Annotated in this window: 22 protein-coding genes; 16 read left to right on the top strand and 6 right to left on the bottom strand. The window is 23.7% G+C overall.

The genetic code is table 11. From position 1 onward, the window contains the following. The first annotated feature begins 168 nt into the window (after window positions 1-168). On the top strand, window positions 169-2,487 hold the full coding sequence (locus tag PXD04_RS16205) for an Ig-like domain-containing protein (RefSeq protein WP_323735858.1): 2,319 nt from the start codon (window positions 169-171) through the stop codon (window positions 2,485-2,487). Window positions 2,488-5,273: 2,786 nt separating this feature from the next. On the opposite strand, the gene PXD04_RS16200 is transcribed toward PXD04_RS16205, so the two are convergent. Further along, window positions 5,274-5,738, bottom strand: coding sequence for a hypothetical protein (locus PXD04_RS16200; RefSeq protein ID WP_323735857.1), 465 nt, complete (start codon window positions 5,736-5,738; stop codon window positions 5,274-5,276). Between the two features lie 271 nt (window positions 5,739-6,009). Between PXD04_RS16200 and PXD04_RS16195 the strand changes: the two genes are divergently transcribed. The 5 genes from PXD04_RS16195 to PXD04_RS16175 all read left to right on the top strand — a co-directional run bounded on the left by PXD04_RS16195 (window position 6,010) and on the right by PXD04_RS16175 (window position 11,535). Next, window positions 6,010-6,402, top strand: coding sequence for a hypothetical protein (locus tag PXD04_RS16195; protein ID WP_323735856.1), 393 nt, complete (start codon window positions 6,010-6,012; stop codon window positions 6,400-6,402). 444 nt (window positions 6,403-6,846) lie between these two features. Then, entirely contained in the window at window positions 6,847-7,947 is a 1,101-nt protein-coding gene (locus tag PXD04_RS16190) for a hypothetical protein (RefSeq protein WP_323735855.1), read from the top strand. A 163-nt stretch (window positions 7,948-8,110) separates the two neighbouring features. Then, window positions 8,111-9,631, top strand: a complete 1,521-nt coding sequence (locus tag PXD04_RS16185; protein ID WP_323735854.1) for a helix-hairpin-helix domain-containing protein — start codon at window positions 8,111-8,113, stop codon at window positions 9,629-9,631. 29 nt (window positions 9,632-9,660) lie between these two features. Further along, window positions 9,661-9,867: a DUF2997 domain-containing protein gene (locus tag PXD04_RS16180; protein ID WP_323735853.1), complete on the top strand. Its 207-nt coding sequence runs from the start codon at window positions 9,661-9,663 to the stop codon at window positions 9,865-9,867. A 12-nt stretch (window positions 9,868-9,879) separates the two neighbouring features. Next, window positions 9,880-11,535, top strand: a complete 1,656-nt coding sequence (locus tag PXD04_RS16175; RefSeq protein ID WP_323735852.1) for an AAA family ATPase — start codon at window positions 9,880-9,882, stop codon at window positions 11,533-11,535. Window positions 11,536-11,585: 50 nt separating this feature from the next. Here the strand turns inward: PXD04_RS16175 and PXD04_RS16170 are convergent, their stop codons facing one another. After that, entirely contained in the window at window positions 11,586-12,866 is a 1,281-nt protein-coding gene (locus tag PXD04_RS16170) for a helix-hairpin-helix domain-containing protein (RefSeq protein ID WP_323735851.1), read from the bottom strand. Between the two features lie 166 nt (window positions 12,867-13,032). On the opposite strand from PXD04_RS16170, the gene PXD04_RS16165 reads away from it, so the two are divergent. Together PXD04_RS16165 and PXD04_RS16160 are read left to right on the top strand one after the other, a co-directional pair. Continuing rightward, a complete protein-coding gene (locus PXD04_RS16165) occupies window positions 13,033-13,674 on the top strand; it encodes a hypothetical protein (RefSeq protein ID WP_323735850.1) in 642 nt (213 codons plus the stop codon). Window positions 13,675-13,932: 258 nt separating this feature from the next. Next, window positions 13,933-14,100, top strand: coding sequence for a DUF4268 domain-containing protein (locus PXD04_RS16160; RefSeq protein WP_323737465.1), 168 nt, complete (start codon window positions 13,933-13,935; stop codon window positions 14,098-14,100). A 207-nt stretch (window positions 14,101-14,307) separates the two neighbouring features. On the opposite strand, the gene PXD04_RS16155 is transcribed toward PXD04_RS16160, so the two are convergent. Together PXD04_RS16155 and PXD04_RS16150 are read right to left on the bottom strand one after the other, a co-directional pair. Continuing rightward, complete coding sequence (locus tag PXD04_RS16155; RefSeq protein ID WP_323735849.1) at window positions 14,308-15,267, bottom strand: LURP-one-related/scramblase family protein; 960 nt, start codon at window positions 15,265-15,267, stop codon at window positions 14,308-14,310. 322 nt (window positions 15,268-15,589) lie between these two features. Further along, a complete protein-coding gene (locus PXD04_RS16150; RefSeq protein ID WP_323735848.1) occupies window positions 15,590-16,228 on the bottom strand; it encodes a zinc-ribbon domain-containing protein in 639 nt (212 codons plus the stop codon). A 252-nt stretch (window positions 16,229-16,480) separates the two neighbouring features. Here PXD04_RS16150 and PXD04_RS16145 point away from each other — a divergent pair, with 252 nt between their 5' ends. Continuing rightward, a complete protein-coding gene (locus PXD04_RS16145) occupies window positions 16,481-17,458 on the top strand; it encodes a transposase (RefSeq protein WP_323735847.1) in 978 nt (325 codons plus the stop codon). Window positions 17,459-17,528: 70 nt separating this feature from the next. On the opposite strand, the gene PXD04_RS16140 is transcribed toward PXD04_RS16145, so the two are convergent. Further along, entirely contained in the window at window positions 17,529-17,981 is a 453-nt protein-coding gene (locus PXD04_RS16140) for a hypothetical protein (protein WP_323735846.1), read from the bottom strand. Between the two features lie 363 nt (window positions 17,982-18,344). Next, the gene (locus tag PXD04_RS16135; protein WP_323735845.1) at window positions 18,345-18,725 is read right to left on the bottom strand and encodes a hypothetical protein; all 381 of its coding nucleotides are present in this window, start codon (window positions 18,723-18,725) and stop codon (window positions 18,345-18,347) included. 217 nt (window positions 18,726-18,942) lie between these two features. Between PXD04_RS16135 and PXD04_RS16130 the strand changes: the two genes are divergently transcribed. The 7 genes from PXD04_RS16130 to cas7b all read left to right on the top strand — a co-directional run bounded on the left by PXD04_RS16130 (window position 18,943) and on the right by cas7b (window position 26,910). Beyond that, entirely contained in the window at window positions 18,943-19,407 is a 465-nt protein-coding gene (locus tag PXD04_RS16130; RefSeq protein ID WP_323735844.1) for a hypothetical protein, read from the top strand. Window positions 19,408-20,056: 649 nt separating this feature from the next. Next, window positions 20,057-20,242, top strand: coding sequence for a hypothetical protein (locus PXD04_RS16125; protein WP_323735843.1), 186 nt, complete (start codon window positions 20,057-20,059; stop codon window positions 20,240-20,242). Between the two features lie 412 nt (window positions 20,243-20,654). Further along, window positions 20,655-22,091, top strand: coding sequence for a hypothetical protein (locus PXD04_RS16120; protein ID WP_323735842.1), 1,437 nt, complete (start codon window positions 20,655-20,657; stop codon window positions 22,089-22,091). Between the two features lie 197 nt (window positions 22,092-22,288). Then, window positions 22,289-22,621, top strand: coding sequence for a hypothetical protein (locus PXD04_RS16115; protein ID WP_323735841.1), 333 nt, complete (start codon window positions 22,289-22,291; stop codon window positions 22,619-22,621). 803 nt (window positions 22,622-23,424) lie between these two features. Then, a complete protein-coding gene (gene cas6 / locus PXD04_RS16110) occupies window positions 23,425-24,132 on the top strand; it encodes a CRISPR-associated endoribonuclease Cas6 (RefSeq protein ID WP_323735840.1) in 708 nt (235 codons plus the stop codon). Window positions 24,133-24,137: 5 nt separating this feature from the next. After that, window positions 24,138-25,946, top strand: coding sequence for a TIGR02556 family CRISPR-associated protein (locus tag PXD04_RS16105; RefSeq protein WP_323735839.1), 1,809 nt, complete (start codon window positions 24,138-24,140; stop codon window positions 25,944-25,946). Next, complete coding sequence (gene cas7b, locus PXD04_RS16100; protein ID WP_323735838.1) at window positions 25,939-26,910, top strand: type I-B CRISPR-associated protein Cas7/Csh2; 972 nt, start codon at window positions 25,939-25,941, stop codon at window positions 26,908-26,910. The genes PXD04_RS16105 and cas7b overlap by 8 nt, the downstream gene beginning before the upstream one ends. Window positions 26,911-26,912: the final 2 nt, after the last annotated feature.

Below are 26,912 nucleotides of genomic sequence, written 5' to 3'. Positions count from 1 at the left end.
GATGAAATGAAATATGTTTAAAACTTGTTGTTTAGTTAATATTTACAATGCATTTAATCAAATAAATGTTTGATATTAAAATATTTTTCACTAGTTAAAATAATAAACTATTTTAACAATGAAAACATACAACATTATCAATTAAAATAATAATGGAGGAAAAAATAGATGTTAAATCAAAATATGAAACGAATAATATTATTCATTACACTTTTATTCTTACTAATAGGAACAGTCACTGCAACACAAAACAATTCCCACACAGATAACAAACATTTATCCACCGCCCAGACGATAACACATAAAGACACCAATATCACACCAGTATCCAATAAAATAATTCAAAAAGAAAACACAATACAAGATACTAAAACAGAATCAAAGACAACAAAAACCCCTACAAAGATAACAATCAAAAAAATAAAAACAATAGAATACTCAGATCAAGCCTTGATAACAGGAAGCTACAAAACAATCAATGGAAAACCATTAAAAAACACAGTGATAACACTAAACATTAATGGCAAAAAATATAAGACAAAAACATACAGTTCAGGAAACTACTTCTACAAATACAAAGCAAACAAAGTAGGAACAAACACGATAATAGCAACATCCAGCGGAAACAATGAATACAAAGCAGCAACCACAAAAACAACATTTAAAGTAACTAAAAAAGGAACACGAATAAGATTGAATAACATTAATAGTACAGAATATAAGGATTATGCTATAATAACAGGAAAATTTGTTGATAATAAAGGAAAACCATTAAGTAGTGCCACTATAAAGTTGAAAATTAACAATATTAAATATGCTGCAAAAACAGATTCTGATGGAGTTTATACTTTTAAATATAAGACAAGCAAAGTTGGAACCAATACTATAACAGCATATTTTAGTGGAAACACTTACTACAAATATAATACCACTAAGAAAACATTTAAAGTAACCAAAAAAGCATTAATAATAGATGTATCAGGATATACTGATGATTATACTGCTTATAAATATATAAGTGGAGATATACATGGTTACGATTTTTATAATCCTGGTGTTCTACCAATAACTATAAACATTAACGGTAAAAAATACAATACAAAAACTGATAAAAATGGAATATTTAATTACCGATATAAAGTAGATAAAATTGGTTTAAACAATATAACTGTATCTTATTCTGGAAATTCAGTATACAGAAGTACAAGTTCTAAAACTTCATTTTATATTACCCCTGTAGATACAAGAATATCACTTACACCCGTATATTATCATGAAACTGTCAATGGTTATCGGATAATGAGAGGAGAGTTTACTGATGATTATGGAAATCCACTGAAAAATAGTCAATTAACTGTGAATCATGATGGGAAAATATCTAAAATACGAACAGATAATAATGGAAAATTTTCCTATAAATATAAAGGAAAAGAATATTATACAGATAGCTTAACAGTGTCTTTTGCTGGAAATGAGAAATACACTGGAACAACAACTACGACAAGTGGATATACATTCGAAACAGAACTACGTTTAGATAAAATCTATGGAGATCAAATCTTGGGTGAAGATGTTACTATTAGCGGATATATAAAAGATACTGATAGAGGTTATACTGCATATCAAACACCACTTACCATAACATTAAATGGTAAATCTTTCACTATAAAAACTAGTAGAGATTATTCCAAAGATGCATATTACAAATATACTTTCAAAGCAAATAAAGTAGGACTTAATACTTTAACAATATCATTTAAGGGAGACCGCCATTTTACTAAAGCCGTGAATAAAACAACATTCTACGTTTCTAAAAAACCTACATACATAAGTGTAACTGACACATCAAAGGCAAATAAAAAGTACACAAAAATAAAAGGAGTAGTGTTTGACTATAAAGGAAATATGATGAAAAATGTGCCTTTAACATTACAAATAGATGGAAAAAAATATACAACTAAAACAAATAACAAGGGCAGGTACACATATCTCTTTAAAAATAATAACTTTAAAAAACATTCAATGACTGTAATATTTGATGGAAATTCAAAATATGCCGGAAGTACTGAAAGAGTCATATTCAAAACACGTGAAAAAGAAGGAGAAATAGAAGTAGAAACCCCACTATCTAAAGTCACAGATACAGTAATATACTTTGGAACAACTGATACAGAATATTTTGGAACAGACAGAATACTCTCCTGGTACCAAGTATCAGATGGTTCTTATCCTGCTGGTGTATATGCTATGCAATATGGAAGAATAGATATGGTCGGTGCAGGCATGACCAACCAAATAACAAGCGTAAAATTCTACTTTAAAAACAAAAATAATAATAAAATAATAACAAGAACAGGATACAATACATATGAAGATAATAACGAACTGTATAGTACAGATCTCATTAATGGATACACACCATACAAAGTAGTTGTAAAATTCAGACAAAAAACACCACAAGAAATACGACAAAATATACCAAAATAAACTAGTAACAATAATTCAATAATAACAACATATAAACCTTAAACTCACCCCCCCCCCCCCCTCCATTCACCCTTTTTTTATCAAGAAAAGAATACTACAAAAAACAATTAATGAAGTTAAATACCTAATTAACTAACAGTACTCAATCAAAATATACAATCTACCGAATTTTTGTTAACAATAATTAAATTAAAAGTAATTTCGTATAATATAATCATCCATTAAATCCACCCCATATATACTACATAAGACTAATATTAAATTAATTTTATTTTACACCAGAAATACTATTTTAAATACAATAATACAATACAAATCATACCAAATAATCATATAAAAATATGAGAAAATAAAAAATTTGATTAAAATTAATCATTTACTATTTATATACCCTCAATCAGAAGTTAATGGAAATAAACTTCAATAAAACATTTTAAAAAAAAATAACAAGTTTTTTCAGGACATTCCAGTAATCTAACACCATACCCTATGCTCATTCTAATCCACATATCACCTCAAAAAAAAAGAATCCTCATTTTTATACTACCATCTACTTCTATGATTTTCAGGAAACATTGATACCTCTGACAAAGTAGTAATTATGAAAATTATATGATTTTCAGAAAACATTGATACTATTGACAAAGTAGTAATTGTAAAAATAAATATTTGGAGGAAAAATAATTTATGCCACAAATGACATTTTATACAGATGAAAAAACCTTAAACAAGTTAAATAACTGTGAAAATAAGAGTAAAGTAATAACTGAAGCAATAAAAATGTATTTTCTTAACAAAGAAGTATATGTGAAAAAAGAAGAGCAAATAGAAAAAAATATTAAAGAACTAAAAGCCAAATTGGAGAAGGAAAAGTCAGAACTAACCAGTGTAAGAAAGAAAATCCGGAATATTGAAAAGAAGAATAACAGTCGTCCAAAAGATTATATGAAAGCTGTTAGTACACTAAAAATTTTACCAGATGTTCGGAAAGAGGACATAAAATTCCAGGCAAAACGGTTAAACGTTAGTGTAAAACAACTAGAAAACTNGGTTATACGAGGATGGACATANTGGAGGAAATATTCAGAAAAGACAAGGAAAAAATTTTCTAGACTGGAGTTTTTTTACAACTCCCACATCTTTTCTAGAAAAAATTTTTTTTGATATTACCGACATACAATCTTTGTGACGTATTCCATTGACAAGCAACTAGAAAAAGTTAATACAAAATAAATATTAAATTAATACACTTAAGGGGATGAAAAAAATGAAGAAAAATTATGTAATAAAATAACTCAAGAAAATAAAAAACAAAATGAGTATAACCATCATACAATCTGCGTGACATATTATGAAGTGAAGATATTATCATAAAGAGTGAATATTCTGAATTATTGTATAATAACTTAAATAAATTAGTTTAAATGATTAAAACCCTATAAAATAAGATATGTATGATTAATATAGAATATATATGATAAAAGTTCCTATAAACCTTATAAATAGATATAATTAAATATTATTAGAAAATAAGCTATTATAATATATAATTATAAGAACATACATCATAAAAACAGGTTATACATTATACAAAAAAATAATTTGGAAAAATTCAATAGAACAGAGATAATATATGATTAAATTAACAAGTATTAATAATATAAAAGAATTATTATCCAAAAATATAATATAATACTCATAGACTACTAATTAATAGACACTTAATAATCAGAATAGCAGAAAACGTAGAATAATCTAGGATAAAACATAGTGGTGAAAAACAATAAGAAAAATTACATAAAAACTATCAAACATTAATAAAACCAGGAGTAAAAATTATTACAGGAGTATTATGTAAAACTAGCATTAAAACTCTGGAAAATATGGAATAAATGGATTTTTCAAAAAAAATATATGGATACAACTTCATCTCCTTACATAACCATTACACAGGAAAAAAATCTAATTTAAAGAATATATGAACATTAAAAAGAATAAATACATCATTGAATAATGATAAAATGGACCAATCCTTTAATATGTCTGAAAATGGTTTAATTTTAACTGAACCAAAGAATAAGCCGATTAATAATACTCAGACAATCACTAGCAAGATGCTAAGAAATCATCAAATTAACGTCAAATCGTGAAAGTATATACCCCAATGTTAATTCCAAATCGATTGGTTAATACAATGACGTAGGTGAAGGAATATACCGAAACAATAAACAGAAAAAGTATACCAAGAACAGTACTGAGGAAAATCTTCTAAGTCACGTTAACTAGAGAATAGTTTTTACATTTTAGTTTAATTAACATCGTATTATATAATAATCAATTTTTTATGTCCTGAATAAAAATTACTTCTAATTATAAATATGAACTATGTATTAAATAATACATAATTATTAATTAAATATTTTCCATAAACACTGTTTATGAAATAATCATTTATTAAATAAAGCACAACCAGTAACAAGAATATTAATAAAATAATTAAAATAAAAATAATAAAACATAACCCACCCTCAAAAAATATTTTTGTAACTCATACAAAAAAAATAAGACAATAAGAAACACGAAAAAATAAGTAGTACATACATTGAATATAGTTTTAGCTTAGATTTATAACTATGTATTAAAAACTTTAAAAATAAATTATGAAAGTAAGATTTTTAGAAAATATCATGATTTCATCAATATTATAAATTAATCTCTTACTCACTTTAACAACAATAGTATAATATACTCAATATTTTTTATTATATTTATATTATGAAATGATTTCAATAAAATTCTTCAATATAATAAAAATCATCTCCATCCCAACTTTCTTCAAAATCATCATGTTGAATATCTACATAAATTGATTTCCCAATAGGATTTCTATTAGTTTGTCTCATAATTTCTTGCCAATCAGATTCATCTAATTTAATTATAAAATTTTTTCCTTTAGGAATAAGAGTTCCAATATATCCAAAACCTGCATGGTTTACTAAATTTGGATAATCCTCTCTAACCATATTTTCTATAATAATAGTTTGATAACCTGTGTTTGAACTTTGACTTGATGAAGTTGATGTTGATGGATTTTTCGTTGAAGAATATCCTGAAGAGCTAGAATTTGATTTAACTTTTATATCAGAGGTACTATTTTCATGATCTGAAGATCCACCTCCACCAAAAATTACAAAGATTATTAACATGATACAACAACATGCACATACAAGTACTGCATCTTCTTCAGCCATATTTATCCCTCATATCGTTTAAAATTAATAATATTATAAATAATTCAATTTTGTTATTCAATAGAGTTTTTATAATAATTCATTAATATAATATATAATATATCTCCATAATACATTAATTTAACTTTTTAAAATAAAGTGTATGATTATTTGTTTATTGCTATTAAAATACTTATATTAATCTCATTAAATACTATATAATTCGACTATAATACATACATTTAATTATTAATTAAAACAAACTAACAATATCCATTAAGGAGAGATTGAAATGAATAAAAAGTATTTAATAATATTAATATCAATATTATTACTTGTTACTATTAGTTCAGTGAATGCATCTGAAAAAATTTCAGCTACACCTAACAATTACATTTATTATTATGGATATGATCAACCTGCTGCTGAAACACATTCATTTGCTATAGAAATAGATAGTACAGTATATTATATTAGTGATTCTGTAGCCCGTGACCTCGCATCATATAGTCCTAACTTCCGAGAAGCTTATGCTGAAGTGCAAGGTAAATCTGTTCCAGGTATACATGAAATGAAAAATGATGTAAATTTTGATTTCGAATACATGACAGGTACAGTAGGTTTAAATAATAATGCTAAAATTATAACAAAATTATATGATTCTAATGGTAAAGAAATTAATTAATTACTTTTTTTCTTATTTTTTTATAACAATGCTTAGATTTCTATTTTTAAAAAAAAATGTTAAAATGGCTCATTTTACACTTTAATATTCTAAAGTATTGAGTATCAAATAGAATATTCAATAATTTAAGAATAATTATTAATATACTAAAAAATTATTAGTATTAATTATCCAATATTTGATAATTAATATAATAAAAATGTTCTCTATGAAGTAAAAAGATTATTTTCTTAAGTCATAATAGTAAAGAAATTAAATATAGTCTAACTTTAAAATTATTGGACATAAATATATTACCCTCAATTAATTACATTATTAGATAATAATTAATAATTCAAAAACAATACCAAAAACATGAAAAATTAATATATAATTATTAAAATTTTTATTTATTAAAAATCAAACATTTAAATATAAATAATTAATAAAGGGTTTTGTGATAATATGAGTATACATTTAAAAAATGCTTCTATTGGATTTGGTTTAAGTATGGAACTTTTAAGTAAGATAGCAAGTACAGACATTACAATTCGTACTAAGGCCAACTATGATTATATTGATAAAATTTTAGAGGGTACAGTTGGATTTAAATCTAAAAATGATTTACATCAATTTCAAAACAATGGTATGATGTATTTTTTCCCTGATAATAATAATATATTACATGTTCGTTTTGTTGGTGAATATAATGAAAAAGATATACGTACCTTTGTAAACGGTATTAATTATGAATATAATAAGATAGCATATCATTCTAAAAATAATAATAATCAATCATTAAAAAGTCAAGAAGAAAAAAAAATAAAATTAGAGAAAAAAAGAATTCAAAAAATGGAAGAAGAAAGATTAAATATTGAAAAACAATTAAAACAAAAGAAAATGAAAGAATATAATGAATTTCAAAGAAAAAATAATACTCTCCAATCAGAAATTAAATTTGAAGAAGAAAAACTACAAAAAATAAATAATAGAATTAGTTCAGATTTTTTAGAAGAAAGTAAAAAATTAAAAGAGATTCAACGTGAAAAAGAATTATTAGAAAAAGAATTTTTAAAAGAAAATGAGTCTAAATCAAAAGAATTACTAGAAGAAGAAATAAAACTTAAAGAGAAAGAATTAGAACTTAAAGAAAAATATGAAAATAATAATTTTTATGATAATATTGACGACGATTTAATTGTTGTAGAAGATAATTCTAATAGTATTATAATATCATCTAATTTAACGGATAAAACAATTATTGATTCTGTTTTATCAGAAAGTTATTTGGGTTTTTCTTCTAGAAAAGAATTGGAAGAATTTCAAAATATTGGTAGTATAAAAATTAATAGAAATTCTGCAGGTACATATGATTTTATATTTGCAGGGGAATATGATGAATCTAGAGCAAAAAAATATGTTGAAGATATTACTGATGAATATGCATTAGAAATTCAAGAACGAACTTATCTTAAAGTTTTAGAAAAAATTAAAGAAAAAGATATGTCATTAGAATCTGAAATTATTGATAAAGAAAACTCTATTGTTCTAACAATTAATATTTAGGACATAACTGATTAATTTTAAGATTTTGATTAACTTTTGTTAATTTTATTTTCATACATAATTGAACTATATGAAAAAAAGTATTTGAAAAATCTATATTTTTATTATAAAAATTCATAATTTCCTATTTAAAAAAGAGGAATAATAATATAGAGGTTTTAATATGGGTGTTTTACATTTATTTCCTTGGGGTACTTTAAGTTATGATACAAAAGGTATTTATTCAAATACTCTTTTTAATGGTGGCCGAATTTTTTATGAGGAAATTATTGATTTAAGTTTTATGAAAGCTAATCTAGTTACTAATGGACATATTAGAGTAAAAACTAAAGAAAGATCATTCATATTATTTAATTTTTCTATAAAAAGGAACAAAGAAGCATTAAAAGCTTATAAAGAGATTACAAGTTTAAGAAAAAATAGAAGTAATACTAAAAATCAAAAAGATTCAGAAAATAAGCAACCAAATAATAAATTACAAAGACAAAATTATCAACAGGTAAATAAAGAAAAAGAAAAAATAATAGAAACTAAAGAAAATAAAATGAATAGAGATAATAAAATGGAAGAAGAAAGAATAAAATTAGAAAGACAACGTATAGAGGAAGAAAAAAGATTAAAAAAAGTTAAAGAAGAACAAAAACGTGAAGAAAAAGAATTAAATAAAATTAAACAAGAAAATTATAATAAAAAACTTTTAGAAAAGAAAAAAAAATTAAATGAAATTAAAATAAAAAGAGAGAAATTGGAAAGAGAAAAAAAAGCTGAAGAATCAATTAAAATTAAAAAAATTAGAGAAGAAAAGAAAAGATTAGAACGAGAAATATTAGAAGAAAAGAAAAAACAGGAAGAAAGTAAGAAAAAAGAACAGGAAAAAATAATTAAAGAAAAAGAAGAAAAAAAGAAAAAACAAATAGAAGAACTTGAAAAATTAGCCCCTATAAATTTAAATAGTGCTAACATAGATTTATTACAGAAAATTCCTGGAATTAATTTAGATGATATTGAAACAATTTTAAATTTAAGGCAATGTGGTATTTATATTAAATCATTTGCAGATTTAGAGGGTAAATTAAATTTAAATTATTTTGATATGAAAGATATTAAGAAATATGTTGTAATTGAAGAACCTAAATTAAATGTTAATAAAATAAATTTCAATGAAGCAGATTTAATTGATTTAGTTAAAATGGGTATTTCTGAAGAAATAGTGGCTAATATTATATTAGATCGTGAAAAAAATATTTATATTAACTCTTTTGATGATTTAAAAAATATATATTCACTATCTGATAAAAATATTAATAAAATACGTGAAGTTTCTTTTGTTTCTGAACATTTAAATATCAATTCTACAGAGGAACTAATTGATAGAAGTATTAATGAAAAATTTTATAATAATAATGAAAATAACAAGAAGAATATTTCTGTAGAGAATAAACAGTTAAATGATAAAATTGATATTAATAAAGCAAATTTAGAAGAATTAATTAATATTCCTTTTATTGATTCTGTAAAAGCAAATCATATTATTCAATTACGATATGAAAAAAAGTTTATCAAATCTTATAATGACTTAAAAGAATTATTTTCATTAAAAAATGAGGATATTAATGAAATTAGAAAAGTTACAAAAATTTCAAAAATTGAAACTGGTAATTATAAAAGAATGCTGGATTTTTAAAATAAATAGTCTTTAATTTGGTGAGATATATGTCTAAAAAATTAATAATTAAAATTAGAAAAGATGGTAGTATAGAAGCTGAAACTAAGGGAATTAAAGGAAAGAAATGTGAAGATTATATTAAAGTAATTGAAGAATTAACTGATTCTAAAGTTGTTAATAAAGAGCATACTTCAGAATACTATGAAAATGAAGAAAAATTATACAACAGTGAAACAAAGAAAATTATTAATTAAAATTGTGATATTATGAACAAATTTGATAAAGAATTATGTGATTTGTTACGGGCTAAATTTCCATTTATACATATTACTACTTATGAAGAAGATAGGTTAATAAATGAATTAGAACGAATAGTTACAACAGAAGAATTAATTAAAACTCCAAGAAAATTATATGTATGGAAACAATCAGAAGGATTTAGAAATTCTGATGGATTAATCGAAGAAAATACATTTGAAAAAACTAGTGCATTAAAATTCATAAAAGATAATGAAGATTCTTCACTTTTCGTTTTATTAGATTTTCATGTATTTTGTGAAAAATGTAATGGTGGGGTTGATAATGGTATAATTCGCTTATTAAAGGATTTAATGCCTAACTTAAAAGGATCATACAATCCTAAGAATGTGATATTTGTTTCACCTACATTTGATGAACCTGATGATTTGAAAAAAGATGTCACTGTAATGGATTTTGAATTACCAGGTGAGGAAGAAATAAGTGAATTATTAGATGAAATGATTTATTCCAACTCTGAAAATGGTCTGAAATTAGAATTAAATGATAAGGAAAAAGAATCGATTATTAAAGCTGCTGTTGGTTTAACACTACAAGAAGCTGAAAATGCATTTGCTAAAGCTATGGTTAATGATGGATGTTTGAATGCAAATGACATAGATTTAATTATTAAAGAAAAAAGTCAAATAATTAAAAAGAACAATCTCTTGGAATATATTGATTCAACTGTAAATATTAATGATGTTGGAGGATTGGAAAACCTTAAAAAATGGTTAAAAAAACGTGACAAATCATGGTCTTCCAATGCAAAAAAATATTGTTTACCTGCTCCTAAAGGAGTATTGTTAACTGGTGTTCCTGGTTGTGGAAAAAGTTTAGTTGCTAAAAGTATTTCTTCTATGTGGCATCTACCTCTCCTAAGATTTGATGTTTCAAAAGTATTTAATATGTATGTGGGTAATAGTGAATCCAATATGAGGGAAGCTATAAAAACAGCAGAAGCTATTGCACCATGTATCTTATGGATTGATGAAATTGAAAAAGGTTTCAGTGGTCTGGGTAATGGTGGAGATAGTGGTACTAGTAGTCGTATTTTTGGAACATTTCTTAGTTGGATGCAAGAAAAAACCAAACCTGTATTTGTAGTAGCTACTGCAAATAACATTAATGGATTACCATCTGAAATGATGCGTAAGGGTCGTTTTGATGAGATTTTTTTCATAGATTTGCCAACATTTAATGAAAGAAAACAAATTTTTAAAGTACATTTAGAATCCCGATTAACTGATCCAGATGTAGTTGGAGAATTTAATATAAACGATGAAACATTAAACAATTTATCAAGTTTAACTGAAGGTTTTGGTGGTGCTGAAATAGAACAAATAGTTATTATGGGATTATTTGATGCTTTTGCTGAAGATCGTAGCATTACTATGCAAGATTTTGAGAATGCTATTAGAAATACTGTGCCTCTTAGTGTTACCCAAAAAGAACAAATAATTGCTATAAGAAATTGGGCAAATATTAGAGCTGTTGCTGCTACAGCACATGAAGATATGAAGGAGTATAATTTAGAATCCAAACCATCTGATGATGATTTTAAACCACCTGAAGATACATTAGACATAAATAATAATAGAGGTGGAAGAACCTTAGATTTTTAAAAAAAAAATATTGTTATAATATAATCCTTTATTTTTTTCTTTTTGATTAATTAAAGATCAACAACTCTTTGTTTAACTACTTTAATTTCTGATATAACAACTTTATCTTGTATTTGGTTAATTTGATTAGTACTAAGATTTATTTTTTTAGATAAGTCCTCAAATGACTTTATATATTTTCCTTCATTTCGTAGTTCAATAATTTTTTTTGCCTGAATTAAGTTTATAGTTGGTAATTTATTTAATTCCTCTATACTAGCTTTGTTAATATCAATTTTTTCAATGCTTTCCATTGAATCTTGTTTATCCTCTTTTTGTTGAATAGATTTCTCAAATGAATCATTTGTTTCAGTATCTTTGTGTATTGTTTGTTGAAAAGATTCATTCAAGTCCATGCTTTTTTTGTAAATTTTTTCTGTATTTTCTTTTATTGTTTGATTCTGGATTTGAGAAATAAAGCTAACTTCTTTAATTTTTAATATATTTACATCAGATAAATTATATTTTGTTTTTAATTCTTCATATGAAGATATATAATTACCTTTACTTCTATTTAGTACAATTTTTGCAATTACATCCTCTGATAATCCTATTTTAGCTAAATTTATCATATCTGCTTTGTTAATATCTATTTTTTCTGCTTTTTTAGGTTCAGGTATTTGAATAATTATTTTATTCTTTAAATTATTAATTTCAGATTCTTTTAAATTTAATTTTATCTGTAAATCTTCAAATGATTCAATAAATATATTTGATTCCCTTAATTCTAGTATTGTATTAACTTTATAAGGATTCATATAAGAAATTTGATTTAATATTTCTTCATTTGCTGTGTTAATATTAATTTTATCAATATTTTTATTATTTGTTAACTCAAAATAATTAATATTTAAATCCTGTTTTAATTTATTTAAATCATTATATGATTCAAATTTAGTTCCTGAATCTCTTAAATTTATAATTTTATTAACTTCTGTTATTGTTAAACCATTTATTTTAATTAATTGATTTTTGGTTGCAGTGTTAATATCAATATCAGATAATTGAATATAATTATTATCTTTTGATTTTTTGGATTTATTAGTTAGTACGGTAAAATTTTTAGTTTTTTGATTATTTGTATGTGTATTCTTGTTATTTTGAGTTAATAAACTGAAATTCTTCCTAGGTTTATTATTTTTATGATTATTTAAGTCATTTAGACTAGTAGAATTAGTTCTTTCATATTTAAAAATAGGTAGTTCTTTTCCACATATATTACAAAATTTATCTTCAATATTTATTTTTGTATTACAATGCGGACAATATTTATAATTAATCTCAGAAAACATAATGTCACAAATAATTCGCTATAATAATAGTTTATCATTAATTACATTAATAGTATTCTAATTATAGAATATTTTAACTTTATAAATAATTATAATTAAAACTTTAGTTATAAATAATTATATCCAAATATTTAAATGAAACAAAATTGATAATGGAGTTAACTATATGGAAATCATAGATATTTTACTATACAAAACTGATAATTCCACAAGACAAAAAAGAATGTCAAAAACAAAATTAATTACATTAATAGTTTTTGTTATATCATTCATATTGTTTATTATTATGTACTTGACTACTCCTATACTAAATTTTGGAATAGGTGTGTCATTAATTGCATCATTTGTTCTTGCTTTAAGTATGGCTCTACCCACATATATACTGGGATGGGGATTAGGAAGAATATTAAACTCAGAAAAACCACTAATTAATCTAAATATTGACCAACAAATGAATAACCAAGGATATAATCAACAAAATTATAACCCAAACTATAATCAAGAAAACTTCCAACAAAACAATCAAATGAACAACAATAAGTACACACAAAACTATGCACAAGAATTTAAAAATGCTATTGACGAAAATAACCAAGATCGTGCAGAAAATATTTTAAATCAATGGAACAATGATGATGCAAATTATTTATATGCAAAAATAATTTATTATGGAATGCCACCAACTGATATCCACATTAACGAATTGTACAATTGGCTAGAAAAAGCAGATAACATCCAAGCTATTGATGGACAACTAAGAGAATGGTATAGATCATCAGCACAACAAGTAATAGAAATGCAAGAATAAAAAAAAGTAATCTATTACTTTAACAACTTCTTTTTTAAAATAAATGAATTTAATAAAAAATAATTATAAAAAACATTATTTAATTTTATTAATTATTTTCTTCCAATTGAATTCAAAATTTCCTTAAATAAACTAGCATTCTTTTTAAGTAATATCATTTAGTTCATGAATATGTTTCCATTGCATAGGATAAATATAATCTTCTTTTTCACAAATACCAAAATTATAATTACCATTATCTAATGATGTAAGTCTAATATAAATAGTAAACATGCTTATATTTCATTGACAATAAATTCGAATACTAAAAGTGTCACATCACAGATTTATATACCAGATAATAAGGATTTATTTGATTATTTATATGAACAGAAAGAAGAAATAGAAAAAGAAATGAGTTGTTCATTTAAATACCAAACTAAATAAACTTAATATTTAATATAACATATGTAAAAACGAGTATATAAAAATTAACTAAATAATACTGTTAAATTAATAAAAAAAGAAATTTACTATTAATAATTGAATTTTTATCCGAAATAAAAATTTTGTCAGATACTCATATAAAAAAAAATGTAAAAAAAATAGTAAAATAATTTAAGTTTTAAGGATTATGATTTCAAAATTTATTAATTACCACCTTGTATTTTGTTCATATCTTGCATTATATAAATCCATTGCAATAATAAACATTACAACATATAATGAATTATGTGAATCAGTTATATTCAATTCATAAGTATCTGTGCCAGATAAATATTTTTTACTGATTTTTGCAATCAAATTTTTATTTTTTTTATCAGTTATTGTAAATTCACAATTATTATATCCACATTCAACATTCCAGTCTTTAAAATCAATTTCAGCTCCCGGAGTAAAAATACCAATTGTTCTACGGATAGAACCTAATCTTCTTCCATTTTCATAAACATCAAAAGCTGGGGTTTGAGATATAGTACGTTCCTCAATTTTTCCTATTTCTTTATTAAAGTTATTAATGATTTTTAATTTTGCATCACCAAATGATAAAGATCGATAACCATCTACTTTATAAGCAATTTTTCCATTTTCATAATATATCTCATAAATTCCTGACCAATGAATAACATTTTGTTTAAATAGTAACTTAACTCCCTTTTTTTCAGGAGAATATAAATTAAAATTATTATAGTAATCTTCGGGTTTACAGTTATATGTTGTTTTATGATTTGTGGATGTACATGTGTTATGTGAATTGTGTTGGTATTTTCTAGTTTTTGTAGAGGTAGTGTATTTTATATTTTTATGATTCTTTTGACTAGTATTCGTAGTTTTTTGATTGAAATTTTCTTTTTTGGAATTTGAGTTGCTGTTTGTAGTTTCAACTTTTTTATTGTTTGAATCTTCATAAAAAAATAGTACATATATTAATAATAATAGTACTAGTAATAATTTATAATCACCTGCAATATAAAATATAAAAATTGATAGTACAAGTTTTATCCAATCTTCAGTTTTCCATTCTCTATCTGAAGAGGATAAAATACTAAATATAAGTAATACATAAAATATTAAAGCAGCAATATCTATGATTAAATTTATTATATTATACATAGTATCTCCTTATATTATTTTTAGAAAATATGGATAGAAATCAATTTATAGTTTAACTAGTCTATAAATATTAATATATATTTTATTAATATGGTTTATTATAATATCCTATAATTATACTATTTAACTCTTTTTTAATGTGCTATTTTAATAATGAATATATAAATATTCAGTCATCCAACAAAAAAATATAGAATTAAAAATAATTATTTTTTATATAATAAAAATGTTAAATATATTTATTGCAAAATAACATATAAATAAAGAAATTAAATAAATTTTATTTAAGATTAAATTATATATTGTATTAATTTAATAATTTTTATGTTGAATATTTTATCATAGAATTAATTACTTTATTCACTGGGTTATGTTCATTCTCTATGTACCAAATATTATTGTTAGTTAAACAACTTATTGAGTATTTTTTATTTCCCTGTTCTAAAATATAATTATATACAAAACTATCTCCAGAATTGTACTTGTATTTTTCTTCTTTAACATTTTTATTATTAATTAGGACATTATCACTATCTTGAAGTATAAATCCCTGATTTTGTAATTCATCACTAATTATTTTGGGATTTCGTTGATCTTCACGGTTTATTACAATCATATAAAAGTATGTTCCATCTTCAGTATATAAATCAAGTCGTGATTCATTTTGAAATTTAATAGTAAATTCTGATGATACGCGAACATCCTCTAAATTAATCGGTTTGGATGTATCTCCAACAAATAGCCCTATAATCAATAATATTACTAATAATCCTATTAATCCCAAACACATATGTTTTGTATTTCTTTTAGAATTTTGTTGAACGTTTTCTTTTGGATTAGATTGTTGATTATCATTAATTAGAATAAAATTTACATCTGATTTAGTTAGTGAATTTCCACACTTTGAACAGAATTTTGAATCATCAGTATTAATTTCATTGCATTTTAAACATTTAATCATTAAAAAAACTCCCCTTTTTCATATGAAATAAAAAATAATATTTGGCTCTGTAGAAAACCTATATTTTTTACACATTTAGTAAAAATTTTCTGATTATAATATCTTATTTTTTTTAAAATCGAGTAATACTTACATTAAATATATTTCTTACAATAATTGCAAGTGTAAAATAAAATTTACAGAATAATAATTAATTAAAAAGTAATACAAGAAAGAATAAATATTTATATTAAAAATAGAATTGATATTAATATGCAATCCGAAAATATCTATTCTATAAAAAACTATTTGAATTCTCGACAACTTAAACTTTTCGATTTTGGTTTATCAAGACATAATACTCATTCTTTACTACAATTATCACAAATTGAAAAAGTAGATTTAACTGGTAATATGATGTTAGATTTTATTTTAACAGCATATAATTATGCTAAAATAACATTTAAAAGGTATTCTTCCTTTTATTCTAAACAAAAATATACTCAACCACAATTATTTGCAATTTTAGCATACAAAACATACAATAAATACGATTACAGAAATACAACAGAAAATTTAAAGATATCCACGAAATTACAAAAGGCTTTGAAACTTAAAACAATACCACATTACACAACTATCCAAAAATTCTTTAAAAAATTATCAGTTAAAAAATTAAACGAAATAAACACATTACTTTTACAACATTTTCCCGTATCTGAATGTTATTTTAGTTTAGATGGAACAGGGTTCACCAATTCTTATTCTGACTTATATTACAATAACAGAACTAAAAAAACACGCCGTAGCTACATCAAAAACCACATAACAGTAGACTCAGAATACATGTTAATACGACACCACAACGCTACAAAAGGACCAAAATATGATACAAACTTTGCAATAAGTGCAATACGAGCAATAAGATGTTATAAACCAACGTACATATTAGCAGATAAAGCGTATGATACAGAAATAATTAAACAAACAATTACTGAAGAAACAACAGCATTACCACAAATACCAGTAAAAACAAGACAAAAAAATGGAACATACAGAACTAAATGCAGAGCAATATTCAGATCACAAGTATACCGATTCAGAAATCAAGTAGAAGGGGTAAATAGTGTAGAAAAAAGAAAATTTAGTGGAATAAATAATAGTAGAAGCACTAATTTACAAATAAAAGAAACAAAAATCAAAAATGTGTTCTATACTATTTACAGATCTATTCAGATTGTACAAAAATAGGGATTTCTACAAAGCCTAATATTTTTATAAGTTTACTTATTTGATATTTTTTCACTGAATTATTAATGAACTATTTCATATTATTAATAATTTTATGCACTGGATTTGAAGAATCATCTATATTCCATTCATATTCCGGATTTATATTTACCATAAACCAAATAGTACTATCTCTAGTATCAACATAATAACCATAAATAACTGAACCAGTATCTTGTGGTTTTGCAGTATATTCCATTACTTCAAAATTTTCCACTTCAATTATTCTATAATCTTCAACTCCCAATGAATATTCTGCAATATCTAACTTTTTTTCATTGGATAATAATTCGGATTCATCCATAATAATTATACAATAAGGTCTATTAAAAATATTTACGGACCCATCATTTCCATAGGATATTTCATACTCATTTGGAATTTCTACTATAGAACCCTCATTAAGGTTTACATTTATTGCAGAACATGTACCTAATAATGATAAGAACAATAAAGATAAACATAAAATATAACTCTTTTTCATAAAATCATCTCAATAATTTTTAAATCCACATAAGTCTATTTTAATATTAAGTATTTAACATTTAAATATTAAATTTAAAAAGTAACTTTTTTTAAGACTTATTAGTACGATTATATTTTAATATTACTTAAACTTTCTCTGAAAAAGTAAAATTAATAATATATCATTTACTACTTTAAATTATAAATGCACTATTTTTTCTTAATTTTACATAAAATAAGTTTAAATATAAAATATTTTTTAGAATAATTATATTTAAACGATATTTAAATATGAAATAAAATAAAAGAAAAAAGATTTAAAATATTTAATTATTGTTTATTTCTTCATAAAATTTAACAAACTTATTTAAATATACCTTTTTTAAATAAGTTCATTACCATTAGAATCATATATATTTGTAATTACTTTAGCATCACGGTTAAATCCTACTTGTTGACCAGAAATATATTCAAAATCAAAATATTTATCATTTTCAAATTGATGGTTACCTCGGATATTTTTACCATTTACTTCATTATATATCTCTCTGAAGTTTGAACTATATAATGCTAGTTTGTTAGCTATAGTATCACTAATATAATATACATTACTATCAACTTCTATTGCAAATGAATGTGTTTCAGCAGCAGGTTGATCATAACCATAATAAGTAAAGTAATCATTTGGTGTAGCTGATATTTTTTCCGATGCATTAACACTAGAAATAGAAAATAGTACTAAAAATGATACTAAAATTATCAAATATTTTTTATTCATAGTTAACCACCACAATTTTTATAAAAATAGTTTGTTTTAATAAATAATTAAACTTTTCTAAAAATATATAATTTAATTTCATTTTTATTTTTTTAAATTTCATAATATTGATTATTAGATAAATATATAATTAATTATAGACAAACTTTATTTAAATAATTATTTTTAATATATTTAATAATAAAATAAAGGAGGGAACTATTTGGCTGATGAAGATGCAATATGTGTGGGTGCATGCTGTTGTATTCTGTTAATTATAGTTGTAATTATAGGTGGAGGTGGTTCTTCAGACCATGAAAATAGTACATCTGATATCCAAGTTAAATCAGAATCTACTTCTTCAAATTACCTATCAACAAGAAATCCATCAACTTCAAGTTCAATTACTAAAAACTCAAATACGGGTTATCAAAAAATTGTTATAGAAAATATGGTTCTTGAAAATAATCAAAATATAGCAAACCGTGTAGGTTTCGGATATATTGGAACTTTGATTCCAAAAGGTAAAAATTATATAATTAAATTAGATGAATATGATTGGAGAGAAATTATGCGACAAACTAATGGAAATCCAATCGGAAAAACAATATATGCCGATATAGAACATGATGATTTCGAAGAAAAATGGGATGGAGATGATTTTTATTATATTGAAGATTTTTATTAAAAAAAATAAATCACTGATTTTCATATAATTAAAAATATAAATGAATATTAATATAAATTCCTATTTTTCTAAGGGTATTTTCCATTTTTCTGATTCTTTTTAATATTCATTATTTTCTGATTTTATGTCCTATTTATGATTAATTTAACTTTATATTCTTTAAAACAAGTCTATTTTTTTCATGTTATTATCTGGTTTTAAATACTTTTAATTAAAATTTACGATTAACTATTAGGAAATATAGGATATTATTGATTTATTTTTCTTTATTTAGTTTGTATTCTATTATAATTATTTATTTTTTTTATAATAATTGTTTTTATTGGTTTTTTTCTGGGATTTATTTTTAGTGTAATTTTCATGCTGAAGCTTTTTTTTGTTTATATCATTCAAATGAGGAAATAATTGTATAAATTTAATTAGTTATTGATATTTTTAATTATTTAAGCTTATTTTAGTTTTATTAAGTTTGTTTTTACTTATTTTTTAATATGATTAGTTATTTATAGTTTATTTTATATATTGTTATTATATATTCTCTTATTATAAAAATTATGTATTGGTTGTTTTTTATTAGAGTTTTTCATGGCTTTTATGTCTTTTTATAATGGGTTGATAAATATAATTAATAGTATAAGGATTGTTTATTATGGCTATTATGGATGTAAAAGGGTTTAATTATGATATAATTAAAGATAAATTGAAACAGTATGGTAAAGATGCTTATAAGTTGATAACTTATATTGATTATTTAAATGATGAGTGTATTCGTGATTTAATTTTTGAATTAAATAGTAAATTTAATTCCAAGGTTGGAAATAGGGCTTATCCCTAGAGAGATTATATTAATTATCTTTATGTACTGTTTTAGTATTGGATTGTATAAAATTTCGGATATTGCTCGTGAATGTCGTACTAATAATATTTTAAGGGTGGCTACTGGCACTATCTAATATTCAGGGGGATGAATTTTTCTTATTTTCTTAAAATTTTTAATAGAATAAATTAGTTTTATTTTTTGTTGATTAAATGAGTGTTGTTATTTAATTAAAAGTAGTTATGTTCTTATATATTTATTTAAATTGGTGATTATTTGTTTTATTTTTTGTACTGTTTTATATGTACTGTTTTAGTTAATATTTGGTATTTATCAACTTGGTTATTTGTATGGATTTTGTTCTGTTTTGTATTCTTAATTTTAAGTTCATATAAGTCTATAAATAGTGGTAAGAGTAATATATATTATTATGAAGTCGAATAAAACTCTTACCAATAATATATTAGATTTAACTTGTCTTAAAGATATCGTTTCTGGTGATAATGATGAAATTATTTTTCCTGATTGTTTATCTCCTGATTTTTTATTAATCTTTAAAATGATGGGTTTACTTGATTTTAAGGTTACTTATGTTCTTACTGAGGAAGTATGTAGTGAATGTGGTTGTAAATTACATTCTAATGGTTATCATACTCGTAAACCTAATGGTATAAATGTTAGTGTTAAGGATTATTCTTGTCCAGAATGTGGTAATCGTATTGTAACTAATTTTAATGAATTTATTGATAATTATTCTGTTTATACTTCTACTGTTAAAGAGTGGGGTGTTAAATTATCAGAGATTGGTGAAGAATCATATGACAAGAAGTCTGAATTGTTTGAAGCACTTTTTGATATACATTTACCTAAATCTACGGTTTTTTATCATGAAAAGAATACTGCAGATTCATACCTTGAAGAAAAAGAAAAACAAGTAGAACATCAAGTAGAAACAGAAAATCTTAAAGATAGTGGCACATATCACTATGATGAGCAATTTCCATCTCAAAATGGAGAATATATGTCACGGTTAATGATTATTGATGCAAATACCCAATATCCTTATGAAGATTTTCTGGAATATGCAACACTATTTGACACCGAAATTATTGAAAAATATTTCCACCAAATACTGGACGATATACCACATGAAATAATGATAACCGAAGGATATTCAGCTTATCCTACTATAATAGAAGAATTTAAGATGATACAACAAAGATGCGTGTTCCACATGATGTACAACGTAGGAATGGAAGTATACCCAGTTATCCGAAGAATCAAACGTAAAAACAAGACTAAATACCATAAATTAGAAGAAATCAACGAAAAAATACATAAAAAACTAGAAAAATACAAACCACACATGGGACCAATAACAGATAAAAAACAGAAAAAACTACACGATGACATCAAAAAACTAGAAAAAGAAATCAAAAACATAAAAAAACAAATAAAACACAACAAAAAACAAATCAAAGAACTAAACAACTGCCTTGAAAGAATATCCAATATATTCAAAGCAGAAAACATAAAACTAGCAAAAGGACGCCTATCACACTTAACCAACAATATACAGTTTTTACCTGATTCAGTAGCAACTAGCGTTAAAAGAATTAAAAATAACTTCAACGAACTAACACAATACCTAAACAACGAAGTAATACCAAAAACTAACAATATGATAGAATTATACTTCAAAACAACATTACCCCGTCAACTAAAAAGACGATACAGAACAATACGGGGACTAAAAATAAAACTAAAAAGTGCAAGAATACGATGGATCCACAGAAACGTACTACAAAACAAAAAACCCATCAACAACTTCTTCAAAAACAATCCCAAAAAACCAACATCCCCATAGATTCTGAACAGTGCCGTGGTTCACCTCATAATACAAAAATGGTACCATTAATACTAAAAGAATTAAAAAGAAGAAAATTAATCAGTACTGGAGATAAAATACTATTTGATAGAGGTTATTACTCATATTACAATTACTAAATAGCATTAAAAACCTATAAAATAATACCATTGATTCTAGTTAAAGGAAAGCCCAACATGAAAAAAATGAATTCAATATTAAGTTATCCATTAGACTATTTTTACAATAAAAGAAATACAAATAAATTAAAAAGAGAATATAAAAAGTTAGTGAACGAATTAATGGCTAATTTACCAAATAGAAAAGTAATAAAGTATAAACGTAGCATAATTGAAGATTATTTCAAATTCATCAAAGAAGGATTAGGTTTTAAACATTTACACAAATATACATTTGAATCCATGCATAAAGCCACTTCATTAATTGTACTATTATCTGGCCTAATCATACATTACTGTGTTGATACAAAAAACGACTTCCAAATGCTTTCTGAAAGTAAATATTTCTAGAACCCTAAACCTTTATAATGTATAATTTTCAATTTTTATTAGTGTTTGGTTTTTACGATTCATAATAGTTATAGTACATAATTTATGAAAACTAATAATAAAACGTTCTTAAAATACGATCATTATTTCTTTTCTCATTAAAGATAATGATTTGTTAGGATTATTGTAAAATTAGATTAAATTGATAATAAAGAATATAATATAGTTTTTTTAGTGGGATACATAGATATTTTAAAATTCAACACACCTAATTAAAAAGTTGAAAATAATATTATACTTCCTAAAAATCTGACTTTTTTCAAAGACTGAGTAATATATTGTTAACAATTGATTTATATATTAGAAATGATTAAAATTGATGAATTATCTTATTATAGAAAAGTTGTTAATTCATAATAATAAAGAAAGAAAATTATTGCAGTATATCTTCAAATTTTTTTTTGAATCAGGTTATTTAATAATTTAATATGTAATCACATATAGTAATACTTATATATTATTAAGTATTAATTTTATAATGTGTTATTAAAATTATTGATTTTATGGAAAATATTTATGTATTAAAGTATTTTATTATACTATGTGTATACTATTGTAGTCTATTTTAAATTGATTATATGTTTAAAATCTAGTTTCCATACTATTGTAGTCTATTTATATTGTATTTGTTTTTGTTTGTGTATAAATTTTTTGAAGTGGAATCTATATTTTTAATATCTATAAAATAGATATCTTTATATAGTGATTTTAATAAATTTGTATTTAAGAAAATATTTTCCATGAAAAATATTAGAGGTGTATTTATGAGATTGTTAATTAAGTTTAATCCGTTGTGTAATGAAGATTACTTTATAATAGGTAAATATGATATTCAAGGGTTTATCTATTCTTTGATTAAGGATACAGAGTTTGGTGATTATCATGACCTTAAAGGGTTTAAATTTTTCACATTTTCTAATATATTTCCTCTTGGCGATTTTAAGTTAGGTGAAAAGAAGCAGTTGATTATTTCTTCACCGAGTAGTGCTTTTATTAAATTGTTATATCATATTATTTCAGGTATGGAAGTATTTCGGTTGAATAAGTTTTTTATGGAAATTGTTTCTGTCAATATATTAAAAAATAGTAAAATGAAACGGCAAATTATTTCAGGAACTCCTATAGTCTTATATGAGAATAATCTTGATAACAGATATTACTCTTTTAAGTCAAATATGGATTTTAATTTCTTTTTTGATCGTTTAAGTGATAATGCTGTTAAAAAGTTTAATGCATATTATGATGATGAATTTGTATTAAATGATAGTTTATTTTCTTCTTTTGAGTTTAATCGAGAAGTTTCTGTTAGGATGCAGATTCATCATAATAAGTTTATAATTATAGGTAGTTTATGGAATTTATTTGAAGTTGAAATAAACCAAGAGAATAGGAAATTTTATAATTTCTTGTTTGATTGTGGTCTTGGTGAGAAAAATTCATTAGGATTTGGTTTTGTTAACAATAGGAGGTGAAATTTGTGTTGAATAGTATGTATGAAATTGGTAAATATTGGATTGAAAAGGACAATATTGATAAGATTAGTGTTCTTTTAGATTCTAACGATTTGAAAAAATATTCTAAATCAGTGCTTTTTGTTGATTTAATTAAAGAAAATGAGAATATTCGCTTTGATAAAGTTTCTTTAGAATCTTTTGATGAAGATAAGTCTTATAATTATTTTTATAAAAAGGGTTCTTCCAGGGGTACTAATATTACTCCTACTGCTTTAATCACAGAAGTTGAAAAGACATTTAATAATAAGTTTATTAAGTGGTTTAATGATTATCAGGAAGATTCTTTAATTGAGAATGTTTATAATGAATTGGTTGATAATAGTGATTTTATATTATCTGAAGTTAATAGAATTTATTCTTCTTTGGAAACTGAAAATAAACGTAATGTTATATTAACTATACGTTTCATTGTGGATGATGAGTATTCTTATATTAATGAGTATGATATATTTAAAGAAATATTGTTTTCTAAGGCTACTGATAAGTACTATAAATTAGGTTCTAAGAAGAGTATTGGTGTGTCTAAATGTTATCTTTGTGATGAAGAAAAAGAGGTTTATGGACTTGTTCCTAGTGCTATTAAATTAACTTTTGGTACTGGAGATAAACCAGGTAATGTTCCTGAGTTTAATGTTCAAAATCAATGGAAACAATCCAGCATTTGTTCTGATTGTGCTTTAACGTTAGAAGCTGGAAAGAAGTATGTTGATAAATATTTGAAATTTAGTGAGTATAGACTTAATTATTATATTATTCCTAAAATATTTTTTAATCAGAAAGAAGTTTTCAGCGAATTAGATTATAGTTTTAGAGAATATGAGACTAAACGTCATAGTGAAGATTTAGTTAGTGAGGAAGATGATTTCCAGGACATTATTAAAGATTTAGATGATTATGTTGAGTTTAAATACTTGTATTTTGAATCTTCAAATAATTCATTCAATATTTTAGGTTATGTTGAAAGTGTTCTTCCATCATGGCTCAGAGAGTTATATGATCAACAAGAGTTTGTTAAAAAATTACCAATTTTTAGTGAGTATGCTTTAAAAGAGAATCTTGGTGAAAAAGTTGTATCCAATAATTTTATTGATTATCTTTCTGATAACTCAAAGTTTGGATTTAATAAGAATAATTGGTATTTAGCATTGTTGAGAGATTTTTTCCCATATGATACTGCAAATAAGTATTATCTTGATTTAGTTGTTAGCATTATGGGACAACAACATATTAATTATGATTTTTTATTATCCAAGATGATGCATCTGATTAGAAGTAATTGGCGTAACTATGACACTCAAAATTTTTCTATGAAAATTAATGTTTATAAATCATTAATGCTGTTATTACTGTTTGACAAATTAGAGTTATTTTATGGAGATGAGAAAATGTCATTAGATAATATAGATAGTGAAAATATTTTAGATATGATAAATAATCCTAGTAAGAAGGCTTGTTTCTTATTAGGTGTTTTAACAAAGAAGGTTACTAATATTCAGTATAATGAAATTAGTTCTACTCCTTTTATTAAAAAGTTATGGGAGTTAAATTTAAATTATGAACGTGTCCAGAAAGTTTATACTATGGCTGTGAATAAACTCAGAGAATATGATAAAGCTTATCCAAGTATTGAAGAAGAATTAACATATAATTTATTAAAATCTGAGGATAATTGGAAGTTAAATAAAGATGAAACAAGTTATTATTTTGTTTTAGGTTTTACTATTGGAAATAAAATACAATTAAATAAAAAAGAGGTTGATGCAAATGAATAGAAGTGAATTATTATTTTTATATGATTTAAATGATGCAAACCCTAATGGTGATCCATTAGATGAGAACAAACCAAGAATTGATGAAGAAACTGAAACAAATATTGTTACTGATGTACGATTAAAAAGAACTATTCGTGATTATATTGATCAAAAATACGATGATGACATATTTGTTAAAGAAAAAGCATCCAGTTCTGGTGAAGGAATTCAAGATGCAAAAATGAGAGCAATGGATTATTTATCAAAAAATGAATATGATTCTATGGAATTAGCAAAAAATGAATTAAGTAAAAATTTATTATCTACTTCCATTGATGTTCGTTTATTTGGAGCTACTATACCATTAGAACTTAAAATCAAAGGAAAAACAAAAAAACAAACAAGTTCCTTAGTATATACAGGACCAGTACAATTTAGAATGGGTCGATCATTACATAAAGTTGAATTAACCCATATTAAAGGTACGGGGGCATTTGCATCAGGTGATAACAAATCACAGAAAACTTTCCGTGAAGAATATGTTTTACCGTATTCTTTAATTGCTTTTTATGGTGTGATTAATGAGGTTGCTGCAGAGGATACTCATTTAAAAGAGGAAGATGTTGATAAATTGTTAGATGCTATGTGGAATGGTACTAAGAATTTAATTACACGTTCTAAATTCGGTCAAACTCCTAGATTATTATTACAAATCGAATATTCTGAGGATTATTATTTCATTGGAGATCTAAATAATAAGATAAGTATTACTCATGAATTGGATAATGATAAGGAAATCAGAAAAATAGCTGATGTTAAAATAGATGTAAAAAATTTATTAGATAATTTAGAGAAATCTAAGGATAAAATTAACAAGATTTATTATAAGATTGATGAAAATGTATCCTTTGATGATAATGATAATAGTTCATTAGTTGATAAGATTAAATCTTATGGTATTGATGTTGAAGAACTTAGTTTATGAGG

Source organism: Methanosphaera sp. ISO3-F5, from assembly GCF_034480035.2.
Classification (GTDB): Archaea; Methanobacteriota; Methanobacteria; order Methanobacteriales; family Methanobacteriaceae; genus Methanosphaera.
This window is presented reverse-complemented; position numbering and strand designations above follow the sequence as displayed.

What these genes read in the sequence shown, in the direction of transcription:
- PXD04_RS16205 (WP_323735858.1), top strand. Translation starts at nt 169, where the DNA reads ATGTTAAATCAAAATATGAAACGAATAATATTATTCATTACACTTTTA.
- PXD04_RS16200 (WP_323735857.1), bottom strand. Translation starts at nt 5,738, where the DNA reads ATGGCTGAAGAAGATGCAGTACTTGTATGTGCATGTTGTTGTATCATG.
- PXD04_RS16195 (WP_323735856.1), top strand. Translation starts at nt 6,010, where the DNA reads ATGAATAAAAAGTATTTAATAATATTAATATCAATATTATTACTTGTT.
- PXD04_RS16190 (WP_323735855.1), top strand. Translation starts at nt 6,847, where the DNA reads ATGAGTATACATTTAAAAAATGCTTCTATTGGATTTGGTTTAAGTATG.
- PXD04_RS16185 (WP_323735854.1), top strand. Translation starts at nt 8,111, where the DNA reads ATGGGTGTTTTACATTTATTTCCTTGGGGTACTTTAAGTTATGATACA.
- PXD04_RS16180 (WP_323735853.1), top strand. Translation starts at nt 9,661, where the DNA reads ATGTCTAAAAAATTAATAATTAAAATTAGAAAAGATGGTAGTATAGAA.
- PXD04_RS16175 (WP_323735852.1), top strand. Translation starts at nt 9,880, where the DNA reads ATGAACAAATTTGATAAAGAATTATGTGATTTGTTACGGGCTAAATTT.
- PXD04_RS16170 (WP_323735851.1), bottom strand. Translation starts at nt 12,866, where the DNA reads ATGTTTTCTGAGATTAATTATAAATATTGTCCGCATTGTAATACAAAA.
- PXD04_RS16165 (WP_323735850.1), top strand. Translation starts at nt 13,033, where the DNA reads ATGGAAATCATAGATATTTTACTATACAAAACTGATAATTCCACAAGA.
- PXD04_RS16155 (WP_323735849.1), bottom strand. Translation starts at nt 15,267, where the DNA reads ATGTATAATATAATAAATTTAATCATAGATATTGCTGCTTTAATATTT.
- PXD04_RS16150 (WP_323735848.1), bottom strand. Translation starts at nt 16,228, where the DNA reads ATGATTAAATGTTTAAAATGCAATGAAATTAATACTGATGATTCAAAA.
- PXD04_RS16145 (WP_323735847.1), top strand. Translation starts at nt 16,481, where the DNA reads ATGCAATCCGAAAATATCTATTCTATAAAAAACTATTTGAATTCTCGA.
- PXD04_RS16140 (WP_323735846.1), bottom strand. Translation starts at nt 17,981, where the DNA reads ATGAAAAAGAGTTATATTTTATGTTTATCTTTATTGTTCTTATCATTA.
- PXD04_RS16125 (WP_323735843.1), top strand. Translation starts at nt 20,057, where the DNA reads ATGGCTATTATGGATGTAAAAGGGTTTAATTATGATATAATTAAAGAT.
- PXD04_RS16120 (WP_323735842.1), top strand. Translation starts at nt 20,655, where the DNA reads ATGAAGTCGAATAAAACTCTTACCAATAATATATTAGATTTAACTTGT.
- PXD04_RS16115 (WP_323735841.1), top strand. Translation starts at nt 22,289, where the DNA reads ATGAAAAAAATGAATTCAATATTAAGTTATCCATTAGACTATTTTTAC.
- cas6 (WP_323735840.1), top strand. Translation starts at nt 23,425, where the DNA reads ATGAGATTGTTAATTAAGTTTAATCCGTTGTGTAATGAAGATTACTTT.
- cas7b (WP_323735838.1), top strand. Translation starts at nt 25,939, where the DNA reads ATGAATAGAAGTGAATTATTATTTTTATATGATTTAAATGATGCAAAC.